Source organism: Candidatus Pelagibacter communis (assembly GCF_001180225.1).
In the GTDB taxonomy this organism is placed as follows: domain Bacteria; phylum Pseudomonadota; class Alphaproteobacteria; order Pelagibacterales; family Pelagibacteraceae; genus Pelagibacter; species Pelagibacter ubique_D.
On sequence record NZ_CVST01000049.1, the window covers coordinates 1 to 21,082 of the forward strand.

At 28.3% G+C, this 21,082-nt stretch carries 29 protein-coding genes; 19 read left to right on the top strand and 10 right to left on the bottom strand.

Annotation, left to right across the window (positions count from 1 at the left end):
• The 3 genes from AMN99_RS04050 to AMN99_RS04060 all read left to right on the top strand — a co-directional run.
• The coding region (locus tag AMN99_RS04050) for a carbon-nitrogen hydrolase family protein (protein WP_075506555.1) at window positions 1–781 on the top strand (781 nt) is incomplete at its 5' end.
• 49 nt (window positions 782–830) lie between these two features.
• Window positions 831–1,121, top strand: coding sequence for a DUF1330 domain-containing protein (locus tag AMN99_RS04055; RefSeq protein ID WP_075506556.1), 291 nt, complete (start codon window positions 831–833; stop codon window positions 1,119–1,121).
• 13 nt (window positions 1,122–1,134) lie between these two features.
• The gene (locus tag AMN99_RS04060) at window positions 1,135–1,608 is read left to right on the top strand and encodes a DUF2938 family protein (protein ID WP_075506557.1); all 474 of its coding nucleotides are present in this window, start codon (window positions 1,135–1,137) and stop codon (window positions 1,606–1,608) included.
• 5 nt (window positions 1,609–1,613) lie between these two features.
• Here the strand turns inward: AMN99_RS04060 and AMN99_RS04065 are convergent, their stop codons facing one another.
• Window positions 1,614–2,030 (bottom strand): ArsI/CadI family heavy metal resistance metalloenzyme, encoded by a 417-nt coding sequence (locus AMN99_RS04065; RefSeq protein WP_075506558.1) that lies wholly within the window; start codon window positions 2,028–2,030, stop codon window positions 1,614–1,616.
• A gap of 261 nt (window positions 2,031–2,291) precedes the next feature.
• Between AMN99_RS04065 and AMN99_RS04070 the strand changes: the two genes are divergently transcribed.
• Both AMN99_RS04070 and AMN99_RS04075 read left to right on the top strand, forming a co-directional pair.
• The gene (locus AMN99_RS04070) at window positions 2,292–2,825 is read left to right on the top strand and encodes a cytochrome b (protein ID WP_075506559.1); all 534 of its coding nucleotides are present in this window, start codon (window positions 2,292–2,294) and stop codon (window positions 2,823–2,825) included.
• Between the two features lie 194 nt (window positions 2,826–3,019).
• Entirely contained in the window at window positions 3,020–4,270 is a 1,251-nt protein-coding gene (locus AMN99_RS04075) for a hypothetical protein (protein WP_075506560.1), read from the top strand.
• 83 nt (window positions 4,271–4,353) lie between these two features.
• On the opposite strand, the gene AMN99_RS05775 is transcribed toward AMN99_RS04075, so the two are convergent.
• A complete protein-coding gene (locus tag AMN99_RS05775; RefSeq protein WP_179850437.1) occupies window positions 4,354–4,500 on the bottom strand; it encodes a hypothetical protein in 147 nt (48 codons plus the stop codon).
• Window positions 4,497–4,706 (bottom strand): hypothetical protein, encoded by a 210-nt coding sequence (locus AMN99_RS04080; RefSeq protein WP_075506561.1) that lies wholly within the window; start codon window positions 4,704–4,706, stop codon window positions 4,497–4,499. The genes AMN99_RS05775 and AMN99_RS04080 overlap by 4 nt, the downstream gene beginning before the upstream one ends.
• Window positions 4,707–4,738: 32 nt before the next feature.
• Between AMN99_RS04080 and AMN99_RS04085 the strand changes: the two genes are divergently transcribed.
• From AMN99_RS04085 to AMN99_RS04115, 7 genes are all read left to right on the top strand, one after another.
• Complete coding sequence (locus AMN99_RS04085; protein WP_075506562.1) at window positions 4,739–5,284, top strand: DUF4174 domain-containing protein; 546 nt, start codon at window positions 4,739–4,741, stop codon at window positions 5,282–5,284.
• Window positions 5,281–5,700 (top strand): hypothetical protein, encoded by a 420-nt coding sequence (locus AMN99_RS04090; protein WP_075506563.1) that lies wholly within the window; start codon window positions 5,281–5,283, stop codon window positions 5,698–5,700. The genes AMN99_RS04085 and AMN99_RS04090 overlap by 4 nt, the downstream gene beginning before the upstream one ends.
• Window positions 5,701–5,746: 46 nt before the next feature.
• On the top strand, window positions 5,747–7,093 hold the full coding sequence (locus tag AMN99_RS04095) for an NAD(P)/FAD-dependent oxidoreductase (protein ID WP_075506564.1): 1,347 nt from the start codon (window positions 5,747–5,749) through the stop codon (window positions 7,091–7,093).
• A 220-nt stretch (window positions 7,094–7,313) separates the two neighbouring features.
• Window positions 7,314–7,550: a hypothetical protein gene (locus AMN99_RS04100; RefSeq protein WP_075506565.1), complete on the top strand. Its 237-nt coding sequence runs from the start codon at window positions 7,314–7,316 to the stop codon at window positions 7,548–7,550.
• On the top strand, window positions 7,534–7,713 hold the full coding sequence (locus AMN99_RS04105; RefSeq protein ID WP_075506566.1) for a hypothetical protein: 180 nt from the start codon (window positions 7,534–7,536) through the stop codon (window positions 7,711–7,713). The genes AMN99_RS04100 and AMN99_RS04105 overlap by 17 nt, the downstream gene beginning before the upstream one ends.
• A 32-nt stretch (window positions 7,714–7,745) precedes the next feature.
• Complete coding sequence (locus AMN99_RS04110) at window positions 7,746–7,976, top strand: hypothetical protein (RefSeq protein WP_075506567.1); 231 nt, start codon at window positions 7,746–7,748, stop codon at window positions 7,974–7,976.
• A 7-nt stretch (window positions 7,977–7,983) separates the two neighbouring features.
• Window positions 7,984–8,688 (top strand): hypothetical protein, encoded by a 705-nt coding sequence (locus AMN99_RS04115; protein WP_075506568.1) that lies wholly within the window; start codon window positions 7,984–7,986, stop codon window positions 8,686–8,688.
• 53 nt (window positions 8,689–8,741) lie between these two features.
• Here AMN99_RS04115 and AMN99_RS04120 read toward each other — a convergent pair whose 3' ends face one another.
• The 4 genes from AMN99_RS04120 to AMN99_RS05780 are packed head-to-tail and all read right to left on the bottom strand — an operon-like array spanning window position 8,742 to window position 13,044.
• The gene (locus AMN99_RS04120) at window positions 8,742–9,236 is read right to left on the bottom strand and encodes a hypothetical protein (protein WP_075506569.1); all 495 of its coding nucleotides are present in this window, start codon (window positions 9,234–9,236) and stop codon (window positions 8,742–8,744) included.
• On the bottom strand, window positions 9,229–12,618 hold the full coding sequence (locus AMN99_RS04125) for a TM0106 family RecB-like putative nuclease (protein ID WP_075506570.1): 3,390 nt from the start codon (window positions 12,616–12,618) through the stop codon (window positions 9,229–9,231). Before AMN99_RS04125 ends, AMN99_RS04120 begins: the two co-directional genes overlap by 8 nt.
• Entirely contained in the window at window positions 12,602–12,886 is a 285-nt protein-coding gene (locus AMN99_RS04130) for a hypothetical protein (protein ID WP_075506571.1), read from the bottom strand. Before AMN99_RS04130 ends, AMN99_RS04125 begins: the two co-directional genes overlap by 17 nt.
• Window positions 12,883–13,044 carry a hypothetical protein gene (locus AMN99_RS05780; RefSeq protein WP_179850438.1) on the bottom strand — a complete coding sequence of 54 codons (162 nt, stop codon included), beginning with the start codon at window positions 13,042–13,044 and terminating at the stop codon, window positions 12,883–12,885. Before AMN99_RS05780 ends, AMN99_RS04130 begins: the two co-directional genes overlap by 4 nt.
• 148 nt (window positions 13,045–13,192) lie before the next feature.
• On the opposite strand from AMN99_RS05780, the gene AMN99_RS04135 reads away from it, so the two are divergent.
• From AMN99_RS04135 to AMN99_RS04145, 3 genes are all read left to right on the top strand, one after another.
• Entirely contained in the window at window positions 13,193–14,530 is a 1,338-nt protein-coding gene (locus tag AMN99_RS04135) for a hypothetical protein (RefSeq protein WP_075506572.1), read from the top strand.
• Window positions 14,505–14,756 (top strand): hypothetical protein, encoded by a 252-nt coding sequence (locus tag AMN99_RS04140; protein WP_075506573.1) that lies wholly within the window; start codon window positions 14,505–14,507, stop codon window positions 14,754–14,756. Before AMN99_RS04135 ends, AMN99_RS04140 begins: the two co-directional genes overlap by 26 nt.
• A 282-nt stretch (window positions 14,757–15,038) precedes the next feature.
• Complete coding sequence (locus tag AMN99_RS04145) at window positions 15,039–15,989, top strand: hypothetical protein (RefSeq protein ID WP_075506574.1); 951 nt, start codon at window positions 15,039–15,041, stop codon at window positions 15,987–15,989.
• Here AMN99_RS04145 and AMN99_RS04150 read toward each other — a convergent pair.
• Complete coding sequence (locus tag AMN99_RS04150) at window positions 15,972–17,213, bottom strand: DNA cytosine methyltransferase (RefSeq protein ID WP_075506575.1); 1,242 nt, start codon at window positions 17,211–17,213, stop codon at window positions 15,972–15,974. The genes AMN99_RS04145 and AMN99_RS04150 overlap by 18 nt on opposite strands.
• A gap of 67 nt (window positions 17,214–17,280) precedes the next feature.
• Here AMN99_RS04150 and AMN99_RS04155 point away from each other — a divergent pair, with 67 nt between their 5' ends.
• Complete coding sequence (locus AMN99_RS04155; RefSeq protein ID WP_075506576.1) at window positions 17,281–17,733, top strand: EVE domain-containing protein; 453 nt, start codon at window positions 17,281–17,283, stop codon at window positions 17,731–17,733.
• A gap of 41 nt (window positions 17,734–17,774) precedes the next feature.
• Here AMN99_RS04155 and AMN99_RS04160 read toward each other — a convergent pair whose 3' ends face one another.
• Both AMN99_RS04160 and AMN99_RS04165 read right to left on the bottom strand, forming a co-directional pair.
• Complete coding sequence (locus tag AMN99_RS04160) at window positions 17,775–18,116, bottom strand: hypothetical protein (protein ID WP_075506577.1); 342 nt, start codon at window positions 18,114–18,116, stop codon at window positions 17,775–17,777.
• Window positions 18,103–18,438 carry a hypothetical protein gene (locus AMN99_RS04165; RefSeq protein ID WP_075506578.1) on the bottom strand — a complete coding sequence of 112 codons (336 nt, stop codon included), beginning with the start codon at window positions 18,436–18,438 and terminating at the stop codon, window positions 18,103–18,105. Before AMN99_RS04165 ends, AMN99_RS04160 begins: the two co-directional genes overlap by 14 nt.
• A gap of 305 nt (window positions 18,439–18,743) precedes the next feature.
• On the opposite strand from AMN99_RS04165, the gene AMN99_RS04170 reads away from it, so the two are divergent.
• The 3 genes from AMN99_RS04170 to rseP are packed head-to-tail and all read left to right on the top strand — an operon-like array spanning window position 18,744 to window position 20,949.
• Complete coding sequence (locus AMN99_RS04170; protein WP_075506579.1) at window positions 18,744–19,286, top strand: hypothetical protein; 543 nt, start codon at window positions 18,744–18,746, stop codon at window positions 19,284–19,286.
• Window positions 19,270–19,788 carry a hypothetical protein gene (locus AMN99_RS04175; RefSeq protein WP_218836791.1) on the top strand — a complete coding sequence of 173 codons (519 nt, stop codon included), beginning with the start codon at window positions 19,270–19,272 and terminating at the stop codon, window positions 19,786–19,788. The genes AMN99_RS04170 and AMN99_RS04175 overlap by 17 nt, the downstream gene beginning before the upstream one ends.
• A gap of 48 nt (window positions 19,789–19,836) precedes the next feature.
• Complete coding sequence (rseP, locus tag AMN99_RS04180) at window positions 19,837–20,949, top strand: RIP metalloprotease RseP (protein WP_075506580.1); 1,113 nt, start codon at window positions 19,837–19,839, stop codon at window positions 20,947–20,949.
• Window positions 20,950–21,082: the final 133 nt, after the last annotated feature.

Sequence of the window (21,082 nt, forward strand, 5' to 3'; positions counted from 1 at the left end):
ATATGTTTGGAGGTTAAAACCAGGTGGCGAGATGAGTTTAACTGATGATTTGTTTAAAATTTCACAAGCAAATTCAGTTAATCTTTCAAAGGGTCACCTGAAACCTATTCAAGAAGCTGCAAAGAAAAATAAAGTTGTAGTAGTTGCTGGCCACCAAGAAATTGACGGAGAAGTGAGTGGTTCAACTCTTTATTGCTCTATCATTATAATCAACAATGATGGCACCATCTTAAATAATCATAGAAAATTGATGCCAACAAACCCTGAACGTATGGTTTGGGGTCCTGGAGATGGTAGTGGTTTAAATGTTGTTGAAACAGCAGTTGGTAGAATTGGTGCATTAGCATGTTGGGAAAATTATATGCCGCTTGCAAGATATTCTTTGTACTCACAAAATATTGATATTTATATTGCACCAACTTGGGATGAAGGAGAACCTTGGCTTTCAACAATGAAACATATTTCTCGAGAAGGAGGCTGCTGGGTGATTAGTTCAGCAACAGCAATTCAAGCTTCTGATTTACCTAATGATATGCCTCACAAAGATCATTTGTATCCTGATAAAGATGAATGGATTAACTGTGGGGATGCAATTATTTATAAGCCTTTTGGTGATTTACATGCAGGGCCTTTACATAAAGAAAAAGGAATACTGTATAGTGATATTGATATTTCGTTATCAAAAACTTCTAGAAGACGATTTGATGCAACAGGTCATTATTCTAGACCAGATGTTTTTAATTTGAGTATAGACAAAAGTAAGAAAAAACCAATTTCATAAGCATTAGGCTTTGAAACAATGTATAACATCTTACAAAAAGGAGATAAAGATGCCAGCAGGTTATGTAATTGCACAATTAAAAGTCACTAATCCTGAAAACTATAAAGAGTATGTAGCTAAAGTTACAGAGGTTGTAAAAAAATTTGATGGAGAATATCTAGTTAGAAATGGTGAATATCAAGTAGTAGAGGGTGAAGATAATTTTCCAAGATTAGTAATCATTAAATTTCCATCTTATGAAAAAGCTTTAGAGTGGTATCACTCAGACGAATATAAACCTGTTAAAGATATACGTTTACAAAATTCTGAAGGCAGCAATATCATAGTTAGAGGGATATAAAAAACTGCAATAAATGAATGACATTTTAAGTATTGTCGTTGCAGGTATATTCTCTTGCATCATTCTAGACATTCTAGGATATTTATTAAAATTGATTGGAATTCCAGAGCCGTCATGGGGAATTGTCGGAAGATGGACTTATTACATGATTAGAAATTTAACTTTTTATAATCCTAAAATTACTGATATGCCAAAGTTCAAGCATGAAGTCTTACTTGGGTGGATTTTTCATTACTACATATCATTATGTTGGGCAGTTATTTACTATTTTGTCTTCATAATACTTGGATTAAATATGTCATATTTTTCTGGACTAATTTTTGGAGCGATTACTACATTGGCACCATTATTGATATTTATGCCTTTTACAGGTCAGGGTATTTTCGCGTCAAATACAGACAACCCAACAAAAACGTCTTTTATTTTTTTAATAAGACATTCAATATATGGTCTTGCTATGTTTGAAGGATTTAGGTGGTTTACTTAATTTAATTAACAACAACCTTTTTTTTCAGTATCTGATCTTGCGCCGGCTGTATTATAAATCTCAGCATCTTCCATTGTGTGATAAGCTTCCCAAGCAACTCCATTTGGATCATTTACCCAAGATTTTTCTGATTTTGCATAACAACACGTTACCTCACCATCAGAATAAGTAGATATATCAGCTTTATCTAAATTAGTTCTTATATCGTTTAGTTTCTCAACTTTATCAACCTGTATTCCTAGATGATCTATACCTAAAGTTTTTACTCTAGTAGATATTGCAAAATTAACCTTAGGATCATCTAAAATCCATTGAGCATAATCTTCTTTTACTTTCGTTGGTTCAGATTTAAATAAATTTTTATAAAAGTTTATACTTTCGTTTAAGTTTTTAACACCAAGATGTAAATGTAGTCTTTGCATAATTCTAAATTTTATAGGATTATTATACTTTAAATTTAGTAAAATAAAATTACATTTTTGTTACTCTCCCCTGCAATAGTTACTCAATTACAAGGGAGGTATTAACTAAAAAAGAGAATAATGAAAAATGTTCAAAATTCGAGGTCTGTTTAGAAAAGTTTTGTTGCCTATTTCTTAAACTCATATGAATGAATTATTAAAACTCTTTTTTTGATTATTGAGTGTAACTTCATTGTAATTTTTTTTTGTTAAAAAATTTCTGTGATTCGAAACACAATTAAAAAATACGGCTTAATTTCAAAAACTTTTCATTGGTATATGGCTGGAATTTTGTTGTTTGTACTATTATTAGGTAATTTATCTGAGCATACACCAAAAAAGTATTATGACTTTTTAATGTTAGTTCATAATTCATTGGGCATAATTATTTTTATTTTAGTTATTTTAAGATTGTTATGGAGGTGGTCAAACCCAAAACCAGAAAATATTAATAAAAGCAGGCTTTTAAATAGATTATCTAATCTTGTATTTTTTATATTTTATTTTGGAATGTTTGCTGCACCAATCACAGGTTATGTATTGATGAATATAGAGGGCAAAGAGGTGTTATTTTTTGGGGTTGAATTAGTTAATATTGTTGAAAGTAATGGTGATTTTGAAAAACTTGCTCACAATTTTCATGGGATTGCTGGTGATTTATTGTTGTATACTTTTGTTTTACACTTCATAGCGGCTTTGTACCATCACTACATAAGAAGAGATGAAACCTTAACGAGAATTAAATTTAACAATTAATATTACAATACATTAAAATAATATTACAATTCAGTTACAATCCACAAAGTAATACACAATTAACTTTTCTATTGATTTAAATTTCTAAAATAATTCCAGTAGTTAAAATGAAATATAATTTTAATTAAAATGTTATAAATTTTTAATCTTGTCTAAGTATTTCCTTAAAGAATCAAAAAAAAGGAAAAATTACAATGATTAAATTTATTTTAGCAGGCCTACTGGCCTCAACTGCGTTTGTTAGTACAGTAAATGCAGATTTTAAAGAAATTGGAAATTTTGGAACACCAGCAAACAATCCTGGTGCAGAAGAAACATCAGCAGAAATCATTTCTGCAACAGCAGACGGTATGAAGCTAGTATATAGTGATAGCCCTGCTAATGCATTAGGGATGATTGATATCACTGATCCAGCTAACCCAAAGCCATTAGGTTCAATGAGCTTAGGCGGTGAGCCGACTAGTGTTGCTATTAAAAATGGGAAAGCATATGTTGGTATTAACACTTCTCCAGACTATGTAAAACCAAGTGGACACTTATTAGTTATAGATCTTGCTTCTGGAAAAGAAGTTTCAAAAGTTCAACTTGGTGGACAACCAGACTCTGTTGCAGTTAGTCCAGATGGAACTTTTGTGGCAGTAGCTATTGAAAATGAGCGTAACGAAGATATTAATGACGAAAAAATTCCACAACTTCCAGGTGGATTTGTTGCAATCGTTAATTTAGCAGATAATAGTGTTGCCAAAGCAGACTTAGTTGGTTTTTCAACTATTGCTCCAAATGATCCAGAGCCAGAATTTGTCGACATTAATAACTTAGGTGAAATAGTTGTTACGATGCAAGAGAATAACTGGATGGCAGTTATTGATCGAAATGGAAATGTAATTTCAGAGTTTGATGCAGGACTTGTAACACTTGTTGGTATTGACAATAAAAAAGATGGTCAATTAAATATGTCTGACAGCATTGAAAATGTAAGAAGAGAGCCAGATGCAGTTAAGTGGATTGGTAATGATCATTTTGCTACTGCAAATGAAGGGGACTATAAACATGAAGCGCCAGGTCAAGCTAAGCGTGGTGGAAGCCGTGGATGGACAATCTTTAACAAAGATGGCTCTGTCGTATACGAGTCAGGTTCATCATATGAAAGAGCACTTGCTTCAGCAGGTTATTGGCCAGAAAGTCGTGCAGAGAAAAAAGGGGTAGAACCAGAATCGGTTGAAGTAGCAATATATGGTGATACGCGTTACATCTTTATTGGTGCTGAAAGAGCAAATGCTATTGGTGTTTATAAAGCAAATGATTTATCTAACCCAGAATTAGTTACTATATTACCAACAGGTATTGGACCTGAAGGTTTAGTTGCTATTCCTGAACGGAACTTATTTGTAAGTGCTAACGAAGTTGATAAAGAAAAATCAGTTACAATTTATAGCTTAGATTAATAGCTAAATTAAGCGTGGGGGCATTAGCCCCCACTAAAATCATAGTCATTAATTAAATTTAATATAAGTAAAATAAAATCTTATTATCGTGTAAGAAGCAAAGGTTTTTTAATTTTTGTTTTTTTGTCCTTATTTTTTTTATCACAATATTTTTTAATTGCATAAGCTGCAAGAGCACCACCTACCAATGCATACTTTAACAATTTTAATTTAACTAATGTTTTAATCATGATTTTATATCAAACTTTTCTAATAAGAAATTGATTAGTAAATTGTAAATGAATGCAAAACTAAAAATATAAAAAAGAAAAATTGCTGCTTTAGAATTAAATATGTATCCAGTTGAGGTTAAAAGAACCAAGAAAAAGCTTATCGATAAAGCAAGTTTAGAAAGCGCTTTTTTCTTAAAATGAGATTTAATTTCTTTTTCCTTCATATATCCTATTAATTAAAATACTTAATATACCAATGAATTTTAAAAAATATATATGGAAATGTAGGTTGTTAGTTTTGAACACTCCAAACTACACTAATCAAGAGTATAAAAATTCAAAAGATATTTACCAAAAACACATAAAAGAATTTCATAAACGATTTATTAAATTAGTGACAAGATTAGATAAAGCTAAAAACTTTAGTGTGAGTTTAATTGGCTTTGATGGAACCGAAAAAGCTAAGTTAGATACAATAAATCTTAAAAAGATATTTAACTTGGTTGATAAAATGCCAATGAATAAAATGATAAAAGATAAAAGTTTTAAACCTTTAAATCTTTCATTATTTTCTGATTATAAACCTGAGACAACTTTACATGGATTAGGTTTTAAGAATAAAGAAAAGGCGCTTTATACAGTTAAAGCAATCAAAAAAAGATCCATCAAGTATCAAGTAAATGTTATTGCAACAATGCTTGGAAGAGCAAAAAATCATCCTAACAAAACTAAAGATATGGATGATGCAATAAGGATCTTTGACAAATGGATGAAAGATTATAAGAGAAGTAAGAACAAATGAAAAAACTACTATCAATAATATTTTTAAGCTTTTTTAGCATGAGTGCTTATGCTGATGATCAACAAACTTTTGTGTTTAATAACTTACAAGGAGATTTCACGACTTGTTATAGTTATTACTTGTTATCTGAAGAGGGTTTTAGAAAAAGTGGTAGTGCCAATGATGAAACTATAGCAGGACTTAATAAATCAGCTGATTTATCATTAGAATCTGTTTTTATGATTGGTCAGCAATTAGGTATGAACACAGATACAATGAGAAATAGAGTTAAAACATCCTTTGAAAGTATGAAAAAAGAAATGGGTGAAGATTATAAAAACTTTTCAAAAGTTTTAGATAAATACGGAATATTCTGTAAGGACTTAATTGAAAAAACAGACGACAGAGTTCTATTCTGGGAAGATAAATTTAAGTAAATTATTATTTAGATAATTAAAGGCTGTGTTAACCTAACATTAACTAATGAGTAATATTTATCATTCAGATATCTATCAGTTCAACAAACCTGTTCCTAGTTACTGGGAAGCAACCTCAAGTGAAAATCTAAATTTAGATAAACTTCAAAAAGATATTAGCTCAGAAATAGTAGTCATAGGTGGGGGTTATACTGGTTTGCTTTGTGCAATTAACTTAATTGAAAATTATAACTTAGATGTAGTTTTGGTTGAGGCGGGAAAAGTAGGTTGGGGTGCTTCTTCTCGTAATGCAGGATTTTGCTGTCTTCCTCCAAGCAAGATGTCTTATAAAAAAATGCAATCTGTTTATGGAACAGAGGAGACTAGAAGATTTTTTAAAAATTCAGTTGAAGGAGCTAATTATACAAAAGAATTAATTGATAATTATAATATTGATTGTGATGTAACTGGTGAAAATAACTTTGTTGTTGCTCATCATAAAAACAAATTTGATCAAATTAAAGAACAAGCTGAAGTTTATAAGTCCGAATTTGGAATAGAGACTAAAGTATATTCAAAAGAAGAATTTGATGAAGTAGGTCATGGTGGAACTGAGCAATTTGGAGCTTTTTCATACAAACCTGGATTTGCAATCAATCCTTTAAAATTTGTAAATGGACTAGCAAAACATGCATTATCTAAAAAGTTAAAAATCTATGAGCACACAAAAATTGAAAAAATTGAAAAAGAAAATGGCTCTTATCTTTTAAGAACCAATGAAGGTTCAATAAAGACAAAAAAAATAGTTGTTGCAACTAATGGATTTTATCAAGAAGGATTAATACCTGAAATGGATGGAAGGGTATTACCTGTTATATCAAATATTATTGTAACAAGACCACTTACAAATGAAGAGCTTAGTTTACATAACTTTAATACTTATGTCCCAATAGCTAATTCTAAAAACCTTTTATATTATTATCGAAAGTTACCTGATAATCGAATTTTATTTGGAACTAGAGGAGATTTTGAAGGAAGTGATAAATCAAATCAGAATAGAGCAAATGATATGGAACAATTTTTAAAAAATATTTTTCCTAAATGGAGCAATATAACGATTGATTATAATTGGAGAGGTTTAATTGCATTATCACAAAAACTAACTCCTTCAATTGGCAAAATAGATAATGAAGAGATTTATTATGGATTTGGTTATAGTGGAGTAGGAGTTAGTGCAGCTCCTTGGACTGGAAAACAATTATCTAAACTAGTTTTTTCATCAAATAGTAAAGAACTTGATATATCAACAATTTACAAAGGTTTACCTAAGAAATTTATTTTCCCACAATTAAGAGTATTTTATTTTAAATTAGCAGTGTGGTTTTATAGAATTAAGGATAAGTTTAATATTTAATGATTGAGTTTATAGATATATTTTTTAATCAATACCTAAGGATATTTGTAGGAATTGTCCTTGTAGGTCTTATTTTGTTTTCACTTTATTATAGATTTAAGAAATAAAAAAATTTCACTTCATTTTACTTTCAGCAAAGCCTATTGTATAGTTAGTTTGTCCGTGATTTAGAAATAACTCTACTTGCTTCGGACATTAAACATTAACGCTAAAGGAGCATATGAAATACAAACTTAGAAAATCAAATAAAAATGACCCAATTTACAATGAAGGGTTTAGTATTAGTCCAACCAAGGATTACTTTCAATCAAAGATAGAAAAAGGTCTAAAACCTTTATTTTTCAAAAAAATAGGAGATAGAAATTCTTCTAGAGATGAGATGCTTAAAAATCTCATAAAAGTTTTAAAAGAAAATGGTTGGAAAATTAAAGGAGGACCTGATGGGAAAAATAATTAGTGCTAGACTTGCAACAGATGATTATGACCCAATGAATTTATTGGGAACTACTGCTGTGTTCTCACCTAGAAAACATAGAACAATAAAAATAAATAAAGAAAAAAAAAGTAGCAATAAATTAATCTGTAAAACAAAATCAAATATATATATTTCAAGTAAATAGACTCTTTGTTCAGGATTTGGTAATTTCAGATTGTGAGTGAAAAAAAAGAAATTAATTCCAATGTTAAAAATAAAACCAAAAATCGATCAGAAATGACATACCAGGAAGCATTTGAACTTATTGCTACTCATTCAGAAGCTTTTAAAATGCTTCCAGATAAACTGAAAGCTAAAAGAGTAATTTATTCCATTCATTCAAAAGTTAAATTTTCTGAGGAAAAATTAAAAGAATTGATAATTGAGGATGACACTCAATTTATCTGAGTAATTTATGTCAAAACAGGAATTTCCAGTACTTACAAATAAAATAATTTCAAAGACAGAGATATTGTTTGAATTTGATTGTGGTGATCTTTGGTACAGAGAAGATGTTGATAAATCTGAAGATATAAGCAAATCAATTGACCAATTAAAAAAAGAACTTCCAACTTTAAAAGGGGGGAAATTTGAAAAGTTAAACTTAATATTAAAATATACAGCTCCTACTCCACCTCAACTAGATAAAATGAAGAAAGATGGCAGCAATAAATATAAAGTTGAAAGAACAAATCATCATATACTTTACCCATTAATATATGGTGATACGCAACCTGGCACTGATGACCATAAGATATTTTTTGTTGATGAAGATCTTATAAATACTGATTATGAATTTATATTTGAAGTTACAAGATTACTTAAAGACCTAAAAGTTGTTAACTTTTGGTCTTATAATTTGAATGATGGGTTTTTAGCTACAGATGCAGATCAAGATGAATATATTCATTCAGAATTAAACAATCCTTCTTGGTGGAGTCAAATCATGGAGATTAAAGAAAACTTTGTTGAGCCAGATGAAAATATAGGTGAAAAATTTGGAAATGATTTAGATGGATTATTATATTTAAGGAAAAACTTAAAAGATCATATTCAAATTAAATTTGATCAAATTGATAAAGAAGAAGAAGAAATTTTAAAGAAACACAACATAATTTAACAATCTTGATTTTAAAATAAAAATATTAATAATTTAATTCATGAACAATTTTACTACAAGTAATCAAAGTATTTTAATTTAAACTTAATAGGATAGGCACGATACTCTTCTTCACATGCCTCTACAAACCACTCATAATTTATTTCTAGTCTTATTTTGTCCCTTATTTTTAATTCCAAAAATCGGTTGTAGTGTTCGCCAAACTCCATAACATATCTTTCGTCAGCACATCTTCCAAAAATCTCAGCAGTAATTTCATCTAGATCGTCTTTATATAGCTTATTCTTTAAATTAAAGGTTATTGGTTTTGATTTAGATTGTTTTTCACAATCTTCATATAACCATTGGTAAACTTTGTTTTGATAAATCTTTGTTTTAATATGCATAGATAAGAAATATTGAAACTTATCTCCAAACTGACGTACAAATGTTTCATCAGCACAAGACTCGTACATTTCTACTTTTAAATTTTCGTCAGTCTTTTCTGAAAAACTAGGACTAGTGATGAGTATTAACGATATTAAAATAATAAATAATTTTTTAATCATTTTTAATTTTAAATAACAATAATTTACAAAAGTTATTCATTAGCCTCATTTCATGAATAGTGTTTGCTGAAGCTAGTAAAAGATTAGGATTAAACAAAATAACAGCCACATTCTGTGCTCTTGATATTGCTACATTTAATCTATTTCTGTTAAAGAAAAAATCCTTATGTCTTGGAAGGTTATCTGCATCAGATGAAGTCATAGAAATAAAAACAACTTTTGCCTGTTGACCCTGAAATAAATCGATTGTTCCAACTCTTGTTTTCTCTGAATATTTTTTTAGTAATTTTTGTTTAATGTTGTTTGTTTGAACATTAAAGGGTGCAACCACCATTATATTATTGATATCAATTTTATCTTTGCCATGCTCATCTTCAAAATCTTTACCCATAATTTTTGAATAATAATCATGAATGATTTCAGCTTCTTCATCTGATCTTTGTGAATTTCCAAAATGATCGGTTGGAATAAAGAATATACCCTGGTCTTGAATGTTATTAAGACCCAGTTTAACAGATCTTTTTTTGGTTATTTCGTGTGGTACTAGCCTAGAATCGTAAAAACTATCAGAAATATACTTACATATTTCTTTATTTAATCTTCTCGTTTCCTTTAAAAAAATACCTTGTTCTGGAGGAATAGTGTCTCGGTTTTCTAAAATATAATCTAATGAACTTAACTTAGCGTAACCATCATGTGTTCCTCTTATGGGTTGAGATAATTGCATTTGATCTCCTATTAATACTAAATTTTTAGAGGAGGTTGCCATAGCTATAGTGTTTGCAAGTGACACTTGTCCGGCTTCATCAATAAATAAATAATCAAGTTTTTGGTTCATCCTAATATTTGAAAAGAACCAAGCTGTTCCAGCATATAAAGAGAATTCACCGAAATCTATTTGCTTATCTTTTATCCAATTAATAATAAATTTTCCTTCAAAAAGATTTGTACTGCTGCTTTTCTTCAAACCTTTAAATTCAAATTTTTCTTTAATTGCTTGCTCTTCAATTGCAGATAATAGGGTTTTAATTGCTTCATGAGAGTTACTAGATACTCCAACTTTTTTACCTTCCTTCATTAGTTCAATAATTATTTTAGCACTGTTGTAAGTCTTTCCAGTTCCTGGGGGGCCTTGTATACTTAGGCAAGTTTTGTTCATTTGCTTTATAACTTTTACAGATTCTTCAGTAATATCTTTACTTTCATCAATAAGTTTTTCACCAGGTTTAGTTTCTTTAAGATCAGGATTTCCACGGTTGAGTAGATCAATTATACATTTGTAATTACTACCTTGAACATCAATGTAATTTTGAACAAATCTGTTTAACGCTTGTTCAAGGACTGCTATTTGTGCGGGACCTTTTCTGCTTAATGATAAGACACTAGGCATTTCTCCTAACGTTTGATATTTTTTTTCAGTTATTTTAATTTTTACAATATTTTTATTGGGTGTCTCTTCAACAATGTCAGCAATAGATCCAATAGATAAATTTTGATGAGCATTGTAAACTGAAGAGTCTTTCTTTAACTTATAATCTTGATCATTAAACTGATAAGTGAAGACATATCCTTTCTCAACTTTTTCTGGCTCGTTTGATTTTAAAAAACAATTACCAATACATTCTGGATCTTCTTCTAGTTCGTCATGAGTTTTATCCATTCTATCAAATGTTTCCCACCACTCTGGTTTAATTTCTCTCCTATGGAAACCAACTAAGTTTTTGATAGTTTCTGTTAAAGGATTTTTTGTAATTTCCTTTTTCTCTAAAGATTTCTTAAGTTCAACTTCAATTTTTTCCCAGTCCTTTTTTTCTGTAGATCTTTTTTCTGTTTCATCAGTAATTGAAAACCAATCAATACTTTCTGGTTTGATCTCTACTAAAAACTCTCTTAGGTGATATGTGGATACACAGTCTTCTTTGTTATATTCAATGATATCGTCTTTAGTCTTTTTGTCTTTAGAGGATAACCAAAAGTCATAAAGCTTAACACTATCTTCTGCCTTCTTGACATCTGCTGATCTTTTAAATCCATACAAAACATTTTCGATCGTTTTTAAAGACATGTCTTTTTCAGTTGTTCTGACACATTGGTTTATTATCAAAAAAAGATCGACAAATTTTTCACCTCTTAAAAGTGAGTCTACAAAATTGCTCCCTTCTGGAAAATCAGAGGAGAATAGGGAAGCGAGTTGTCTTAGTGAACGTTTCTCATATGAATTATAGTGATAGATATGAGCTTTAGGATGTTTTTTAAAATGATCTTTAAAGAAATTTATAAGTTCTATGAAGTTTTCTTGCTCATATTTCTTCTTAAAGTCTTTGGCCCAAAAGTATTTAAATTCCAAGCCTTTTTTACCTTTAAAGTATATTCCATGAAGGTATTCAAACCCTCTGCCGTCCTCTTGTGGGTACCCTTCAATATCAAAGAATAAATCACCCTCATCTGGTTTTGGAAGTTTATAAAATCCCTTACCTTCATCAGGATCCAAAACAATATATCTGCTTTTTCCAGTTTCTCTCTTTTCTTCCTGCAGCTGAGCTTGTGATATTCTATCTTTAAGAGCTTGTTTATTAATTTTAACCTTAATTTTTTCAGGATTGGCTTCTGCTAATTTTTTAACTGTATTAATCCCAACTTTTTTTAATTTTTCTATTTGAGATCTATTTATCTTAGCAACTTGATTAATATAATTATCATCTACCCAGATTTTTTCACATTCTTCCATGTAATCACAAACACTACAATGAGAGCACTTTTCAGGATAAATTTTTTCTTTAGCTATATTTTTTAAATATTTATCAAAGTTTTTTTTTGTAAAATTATAAAAGTCCACAAATTCTTTTGGTTTATATTGATGAGTTATATCTGCTCCATCAATTAAATACATTTTGTCTGGAAGAATTCCTTGTATCTTGCTTAACATAGAAGAGTAGGCTGTAATTTGATAAATATGCCTTGGTCTTGGTTTTTTACTTACTTTTGTGTCGTATACTTCGTAACTATAACCACCAAGATCTGAACTAGTATCAACTTTTATTAAAAAGTCAGCTTCTCCTCTAAAATCTCCGTCGACTAAATATGCATGATAAATAAGTTCATAACCTTCTTTAATAGCCTCTATAGTTTTTTTATTTCTTTCTTCTTCACTTAGATCTTGATTGATTGAAATATTTTTTTTGTAATATTTTTTTAAAAGATCAAAATGTTTCTTTTCGTGTTTAATACCAAATTCTTTCCAAAGTTTTTGATCTATACTTTCTTCATTTCTTTTTATCTCTTTAAATAAGAATTTTATTTCATTTTGAATTAAGTATTTGCAACTAACAAAATTATTAAGATCACTAGGGGAGGTTAGATACTTTTTATTTTTGATTTTCATTCTTTTTTAATTCTTTGCTAAGAACTTTAATCTCAATTTCATTCTTTTTATAGTCATGAATGATTCTTAAATATCTAAAGAATCTAAGTAAATTATATGGAATAAAATAAAAATTAATAATTAATTTAAGTAATGGTTTTGATTTGTAGTATTCTTGGTTTGCTTTTTCTGAAATCTTTCTATTTGCAAGATAAACATCGATGTTTTGTTTCCATTCCAAACAATACATCAATCTATCTTTAATAGTATTTTCGAATTGATATCTCATATTAAGTACCTAGCTATTTGTCTATAACACTCTGGTCTTACAGATGATTTTCCAATTATTTTAACCTTGCCATTTTTGAAATAATAAATCCAATAGTAATGTTGATTGTTCTCCTCATCAAAAATTTCTTCTATTCTAATCTCTGTAATTTTATCCATTAATTGTTATTGGGGTTGGTTGATTTAACCATGATGCTAGAGAAAGGAGACCAACTTGAAAGATGAAAGCTAGCATCATGGTATCAATGATCATACTTGACAATATATGTAGTTTACGATAATTTGTCAATAGCATAAACAATATAAAATGAAAAAAAGTCATAAAATATTTGATGAATATAATATTGATCTAGAATTGGATAATTCTAGCCGTTTATATAAATCGTGGAATGAAAAATGGTTAGATTATTTGAGAAATTTAAATGGTGTTTATGAAAACCAATTTCTTAAAGATGTTAAATTTAATATTATAGAGCATTATACTGAAGATGGCCTAGAAAAAGGTGATTTTGATCCTTCAAGCAAAAAAACTATTAGAGATGGCAAAAATTATAAAATAGTTGATCTATTTAGCGATCAATACAATCAACTTTTCTTAGAATTTATTAATTTAAAATTAAATGTTTCTAGTATTCACAACTTTATTAATAAATATGGAACTCTTGGCTCTCCAGTAGTGCAAAGGAAATATTCAGAGCAAGATGCTAATGAATATAAAAGTAATACAAACATTCAAGGTGAATTATTGCAGTGTTGGTATGTTGAAATAAAAAATCTTCAATCATTATTAAAAAACTATCAGTATTATATTCAAAAAGACTACAAGAGTTTAAATGAAAAATTTAATATTGTTCAAAAACAAGATGTCTATTATTGGAGCTTTAAAGAGACAGAGAATATAGAGGAGAAATTTCCATTAATTATTAATTTATTTTCAAGAAACTACAATTACCCTGTTACTATTAGTAATAAAAAGATAGATATAAATAAAGATAATATAGATCAAATATTTACTGAGTATTCTATTGAAGTTATTAAAAAGTTTTATTCTGAAAGAACTAGAGCTTACATAGATGTAAATAATAGTTGGTTTAATACAAAATTCGAGCCTAAAGGATTAATTGGTTTTATATGGCATCAAGCAATAAAATCAATTGAAGATAAAAATCAAATAAAAAATTGTAAATATTGCAGCAAAGAATTTGTAATAGGTCAAGGTTTAGCTAGAAAAGATAAAGAGTTTTGCTCTATATCACATGCGGTACTGAGTAAGAGAGAGGATAATATTTCAAATAATATTTCTAAAATTTTTATTAAAAAAGGATATGAAATTAAACCTTCAGAAAAAGATAGTTTGTTTGATTTTGTAGTATTTAAAAATAAAAAAAAAATATCAGGAATAAATATAAGTTTATCTGAAAGCTTAGATAATAAGAGTAAAAAGTGGAATTTTTTAATTCAAAAAAAGATTAAAGAACCAATGTTTTCAGAAGGTTTACATTCCGCTTATTTAATAAATAAAAATTTAGACTGCTTTTTATTTAATAAAAATAATGACAGATTTAAAAAATTAAAATCACCCATGGATTACGATTCATTAAATAAATTTATAAAAAGTAATGAAAAAGAAACTAAAAACAAATAAAAAGCTAATTAATCTTTTAAGACAAGAAACTCCGAAGCAGCGTCAAAAGTTTCTAAATGAAGTAGACTATGTATTATGTGAGGTTTTTGGCCTTGAATATAAGGATTTACCCTGGCGAAACTTAAATGCTTGCGATAAGGATTGGGTTAAATACGTTGGAGATGTAAGGTTAGCTATATCAAAAACCCTTTTAGAGTTTAACAAACGCAACAGGGTTTTGCATTAATATGGCATTGAGTTATTTTTAGTAATGTGTTGGTCACTCTTTACTTTGAGTGGCATGATCTTTTTTTAGTAGGCATAGATTAAATGCAGTAATTTTCAGAGCTTTGGTAACGTCTATAATCCTATTTAACCCTAATTTATTAGATTTTTCTCTAAAAAATATAGTTCAAATTAAATTAGTAAATAATTTCTTCAAATTATTAAATCATAAATCTTAATAATAATTAATATTTTTTTTGATGCTAGCACTCTTAACTGGCATAATTCATAATCGTAAATAGTTATGTTTCAAAAAGTAGAAGAATTAAATAAAGAACAGATAATTGAATTAGAAAATTCATACATGGAATTTCTTACAAAAGTTCTTTTAAATAATAATAAAATTCACAAATACTGCAAAAGTGCCGAAAATGAAATTAATAATAATTACAAAGATCTAAAAGAGAAAACGACAGAAAAAAATTTAGTTAAAACACCTTTTGAGCGTTTGGTTTCGTTTCATCTAATTGAGTATTGTTTTAAGAATAATATTAACATTAAACCTCATCTAAATCCGATTAGTTCTGATATGTTTTTTGAATTAGATGATTGTTATATCAATATAGATTGTAAAACAGTTAATATAGTAACAAACCATGCAGACACAAAAGATATTTCTATTATGCCAAATCAGGTTACTTTTCAGTCAGAACCTCTTTTTAAAAAAAAAGTAAGAGACAATATTTTTTCAGGAATACACTACAACGGTCAACAAAAACCAATAATTAATTCAAAACCAAATTTAACTTTTATGTTTAAACTTGTTTATGCAGATAATGAAGGTTTAACAGAAAAACAGTTAAGCCAATCATCTACTTATAAAATTGGGAAATATGAAAATTTGTGGTTAGCTTTGACATATATACCAAATGAATTCACTTTAGAGGAAGAAGACAAAAAAAATATTTTACAAGGAATTAAAACTTATCATTATGTTACAGCGAATAAAAATTTTTCATCAAAGTATAAGCCCTTAAATGAAATATCTTCAAATTGGCTAAAATTTAAAAATGGATCTAAGGATTTTTATTTAGATACAAATTTAAAACATCCATGGTTTAAAGATGAATTGGCAGTTAGAGGAGTACAGCAAAATAAATATTGCATAATTTTAGAGGGAATGTCAGCTAGATTAAATAGATCTAAAGTGAGAGATTATAAAATCTTTGAAATTAAATCAGGCAGCTCTTCTTAAAGCTTTTGACAAAATTATTTTCTTAATTTCTTTTGCAACTTTTTCTGCTAACAAGACTGGAACTGCATTTCCTATTTGCTTGTGCATACTTCTAAATGTTGTTCCCTCAAATACAAAATCATCTGGAAATGTTTGTAATATGGCGCATTCTCTTACAGATAATCTTCTTTTTAAATTTACATGAATTTCAGGACTTGTAGCTGTTAGCGTATCACTTGGAGTATTCCAATTAGTTATACGCAAAGATTGTTCAAATTGAATTTTCTTTTTAACTAAAGTTGTTACTTGTTTGTCATACTTGTCATCAAATCCTAAAAGTTTTTTTAAACCTTTCCAATCATCTGGATTAGGTATGCTTCCAGAGTTGTTATCTTTTCTAAACCAATGTCCAGCTGTGTGTGCATAACCAAAATGTGCATCTACTTTTTTTGTAGAAATTCCTGCTTTCTTTCTCCATTTTTTCAAATAATCACAAATATCAAATTGGTTTACTGGATACTTACGTCCCCAAAATTCATCATGAACATTAGTATCAGCCATATGATTATGGATAGTTCGATTTTTCACATAGATTGTTTTATTTGTGATCTTTACGTTAGATAAAAAACCAATTGCCTCTTTTGTAGTAATGTGATTTTCAAGTTGATCATTAAACAACAGATCATCATCTAAAGAAGGTGATTGATGTGTTTGTTTAGGATAGGGGTTTTCTAGTCCAAGCCTATTTCCAATTATAAAAACTCTTTTTCTTGCTTGGGGCACTCCATAGTCTGCTGCGTTTAACAATTTGTAATCAACTTTGTAACCAATACTTTTAAAATCATTAATAATTTTTTGCATTACTGAGCCTTTTCCAAGGGTCAGAATGCCAGATACATTTTCTGCAACAAAATATTTAGGTTTTTTTGCCCGGATCACTCTTAGCATTTGTTTGTAGAGTTTGTTTCTACTGTCATCCACACTTCGACCTAAATTAGCTATTGAAAAGCCTTGGCATGGGAAACCGCCAATAACAACATCTGGATTATCAGGCATTACATTTGAACGAATTTTCTCAATATCACCTAAAACAATGTGATCCCCAAAATTTCTTTTGTATGTTTTTACTGAATCTGCGTCAAAATCATTTGCCCATACAATATCATAACCTGCATTTTTAAAACCAAGGTCCATACCTCCTGCACCCGCAAACAGGGAAATAATTTTTAACTTATTGTTTTTCATGTGATTCTAAGCTTTATAATTTATATATAATTTGAGTTATATATAAATATCAAAATTATTAATAATCATGAATTATTTTTGTTTTACCACATCTGATGGAAAAATTGATGCAATTAAAATATGTGAAAAAAGAATAGATGAAAGAAAATGGCCGATTTATTCAAATACAAAATTTAAGGATAAATTTAACATTGGAGATTGTTTAGTATTTTATATTGCTGGAACTGGTGAACATAGACAATCTTTTATTGGATCTGCTGAAATCAAAAATATAGAAACGTATAATTCAAACAAAGATTTTTTAATCGATCCAGATAAATTTACAGAGATAATCTATAAATATATAATTCTCCATAAAGTTAAGAAATTTAAACAACCTATTTCAATAAAAGATATTAAAAAGGAACTGAAATTTATTAAGTTTAAAGATAACTATGGTTTACATTTTGTTGGTGGTGTAACTAAAATCGATAGCTCGTCTTTTACCAAGATTATAAATAGAGATCGCAATTTACAATAAATCATTTATTTGAGAGCAAGTAAGTATTTATTAAAAACTTTTTAAGTTCTTATTATATTTTGATTTTCATACCATTTATGAAAGTAGATTTTATTTTTCCTTAATAATTTAGAGAATTCCAGTTCATCAAACCCATTATTTTCAACTAGATTTGAAAAAATCAGATATTTAATAAAATTATAGTTAATATTAGCTAAATTTTGTTTTTTAAATATTTCAAACGTAAGACAAGAGTGTAATTGAGCATCTTTATAATATTTTTCTGCATAGACATAAGATTTCTCAGTAATGATTAACATACTTATATAATTAGAATTCACATTTAAGATTTTTAAATCTGTGCTCTTTTCGAGATTGCAATCAACCATATTAAATTGCTTCATCCCAAAGTCCTTCATCATATTGTATCTGTCTTTGATCTAAAAATTTAATTAAAAAATCTTTCTTAGATTGACCTTCTTTTGGTACTACATTTTTTAAATATAATAATATTTGTTCAAATGTAATTCCTTTTAAGTCTTCCTTTTTAATATTCACGTAGTCATCAAATTCTGCAAAAATGTTACTTGTTTTAGGATGAGTGATGTCAGAAAATTTAATCATATCCCCATAATCACTTAGTGCTGAGTAGTATTTTGCAATTGGATTTTCTATTTTATCAAATACTTCGTATTTCCAACCTTCCGGTAGATTATTTTTTTCCATAAATGTAATTGAGTTTTTTATTTTTAATAAAGATTAACAATTATTAATCTAAAATTTAAATATGTTTATAATATGTTTTTTTTAAAAAAATTTTCAACGTAAGTTAACGTAACAAAAAATATTTTGTAACATAAGTTTAACATTAAAGAGTATTGAAAAGTTTTTTAAAATTTGTTAAAATTATATATCTTTATTTTAAAGATCGTCTTGGGCGTTTCCCATGCACTCTTAATCAAAGCCACCAGTTGGTGAGTTCGTGTCAGCAGGTTCACAACTGCAATCCAAAAAATATATAAGGAGTGCTTATGGCAACCATCAAACAAATTAATGCTAATAGAAAAAATGCATTATTATCTAAAGGACCTAAAACTGATTTAGGTAAACTAAACTCATCTAAAAATTCATTAAAACACGGGCTAACTGCTAAGCAATTAGTGATCGGTGAAGACTTAAATGAATTTGAGAAATACCGTGATCATATGATTGAAGCTTTAAAACCAGAAGGGATTTTAGAAGAACAAATAGTATATAAGATCATTGATGTAGGTTTTAGACTTAGAAGAATAGGTGGAATTGAAGCTGGTATTTATAATCAGGAAATACTCCATCATGAACTTGATGAATATAAGCAAAAAATGGCTGAGAAAATTGAATTTAAAGATCAAGAATTAGTTCAGTCTTCAGATAGATCTATCAACTTAAAGGGTTTAGCTTTTGCAAGAGATTGTAAATACGGGAGTGCCATTTTAAAGCTCAATACAATTGAAGATAAGCTGATGAATAAATATTACAGGCAGCTAGAAATATTAAAGATGATGCAGGAGGGTAGACATGACCTGGAGAAATAAGAGAGATCATTTTAACAATTATACCTGCAAGTGGAGAAATTCTAATCTTGGAAAAACGAACCCAAATCATCATTACTTCATGCGGTTATTGAAAAAAGAAACAGAAAGTTTCTTAAGAGCGAACAAACAATATTTGTTAAATAATAAACCTGAAATTTATTATTCAATGATTAATAGGAAACTTCCTAAAAAATATATGAAGCAAAATGTAGTTGTAGCTCCAGTTAATGCCTATGTTCCTCCTCAGTCTAAATTAAGTCCTGAAGAATTAGACAAACAATTAGAACAAGAGGCAATTATTAGAAAACAAAAAGAGCAAGTTTTAAAAGAACAGAAATTAAAAGAGCAAAATGAAAAAGAGAGAATAGAACGGAATAGAGCTGCTTATAATCGTGAACGAAAATACATTTATTGGTGTAATGCTCATGAACAAGGAAATTATGTCAGTATTCGCTCAGAAAAATTTAAGAGTAAAGACAAAAAGTATCAGTATTATTGGTGATTATACTGTTTAAATTTTAAAATTTATGAATATTATAAGTATTAACTCATGCTACTTTATTTAATTTCATTTTTAGTTCTATTTTCATTTATAGTAATTATCCATGAATATGGTCATTATTATTTTGCTAAAAAGGCAGGGGCTAAAGTTGAGCAATTTTTTATTTTTGGATTACCATACTTTAATTTAAATAAAGAATTTTTAGGATGGAATGATAAAGATGGGACCAGATGGTCTATTGGGTACGTTCCAATCGGGGGATATGTGAAAACACTTGGAGCAGAAGATTATCATTTATCTCAACAGGAAATAGATGAAAAACATTCTAAAGAAGATCAAAAATATTTAATTTATAATAAAAAATATTATCAAAAAGTTTTATATGCATTAGGCGGACCTTTAGCTAATTTTTTGTCAGCTATTTTAGTTTTTTCTTTAATTTTTGTATTTATTGGAAAAGATGTAACTCCGTTTTCAATTAACGAAGTAGTTAAAGATAGTCCAGCTGAAAAAGCTGGTTTAATGGCTGGTGATAAAATATTAAGCATTGAAGGTAATAAAGTTGAAAATATACAGGATGTTTCAAAATATATTAGGACAAGTACAGGTGATAAAATTGAAATTACTATTCAGAGATATTCTGAAAATAAAAAAATTTTAGTTCAACCAAATGAAATATTTGATCAAGATAATTTGATTAAAAAGAGAACAAAAAAAAGAGTTATAGGTATTGTTATTGCATACTCAACTGATCAAAAAGTTAAAAAACAATTTGGACCAGTTGAAGCAATAACCTTAGCTGTAAAAGAAGTTTTTTTTGTTTGTAAACAAATATTAATATTTATTGGACAATTATTGACAGGAAGTGCAGATATTTCCCAGCTATCCGGACCTGTCGGAATTGCTAAAATGACTGGAGAAGCAGCAAAATTAGGTTTCTTAACCTTTGTTACTGTTTTTGCATATATTTCCATAAGTTTAGGATTAATGAATTTATTACCAATTCCGTTATTGGATGGTGGAATAATTGTATTATTCACAATTGAAAAAATTATTGGTGGCAAGATAAAAAAAGAATACTTAGAAGTTTATAGTCGAATCGGGCTTACTTTTATTATGTTTTTGACTGTATTTGCACTTTACTCTGATTTGTTCATTTAAATTAAGTTTAATTAAAAATTAAATATGAAAAAAGCCTTTAAAATCAACAGTTTTAGAACACTATATCTTGTGTAAAATTTTATTATACACACTAAAAAAAAGCTTGATTTATCAACGTTTATGACAACTATAG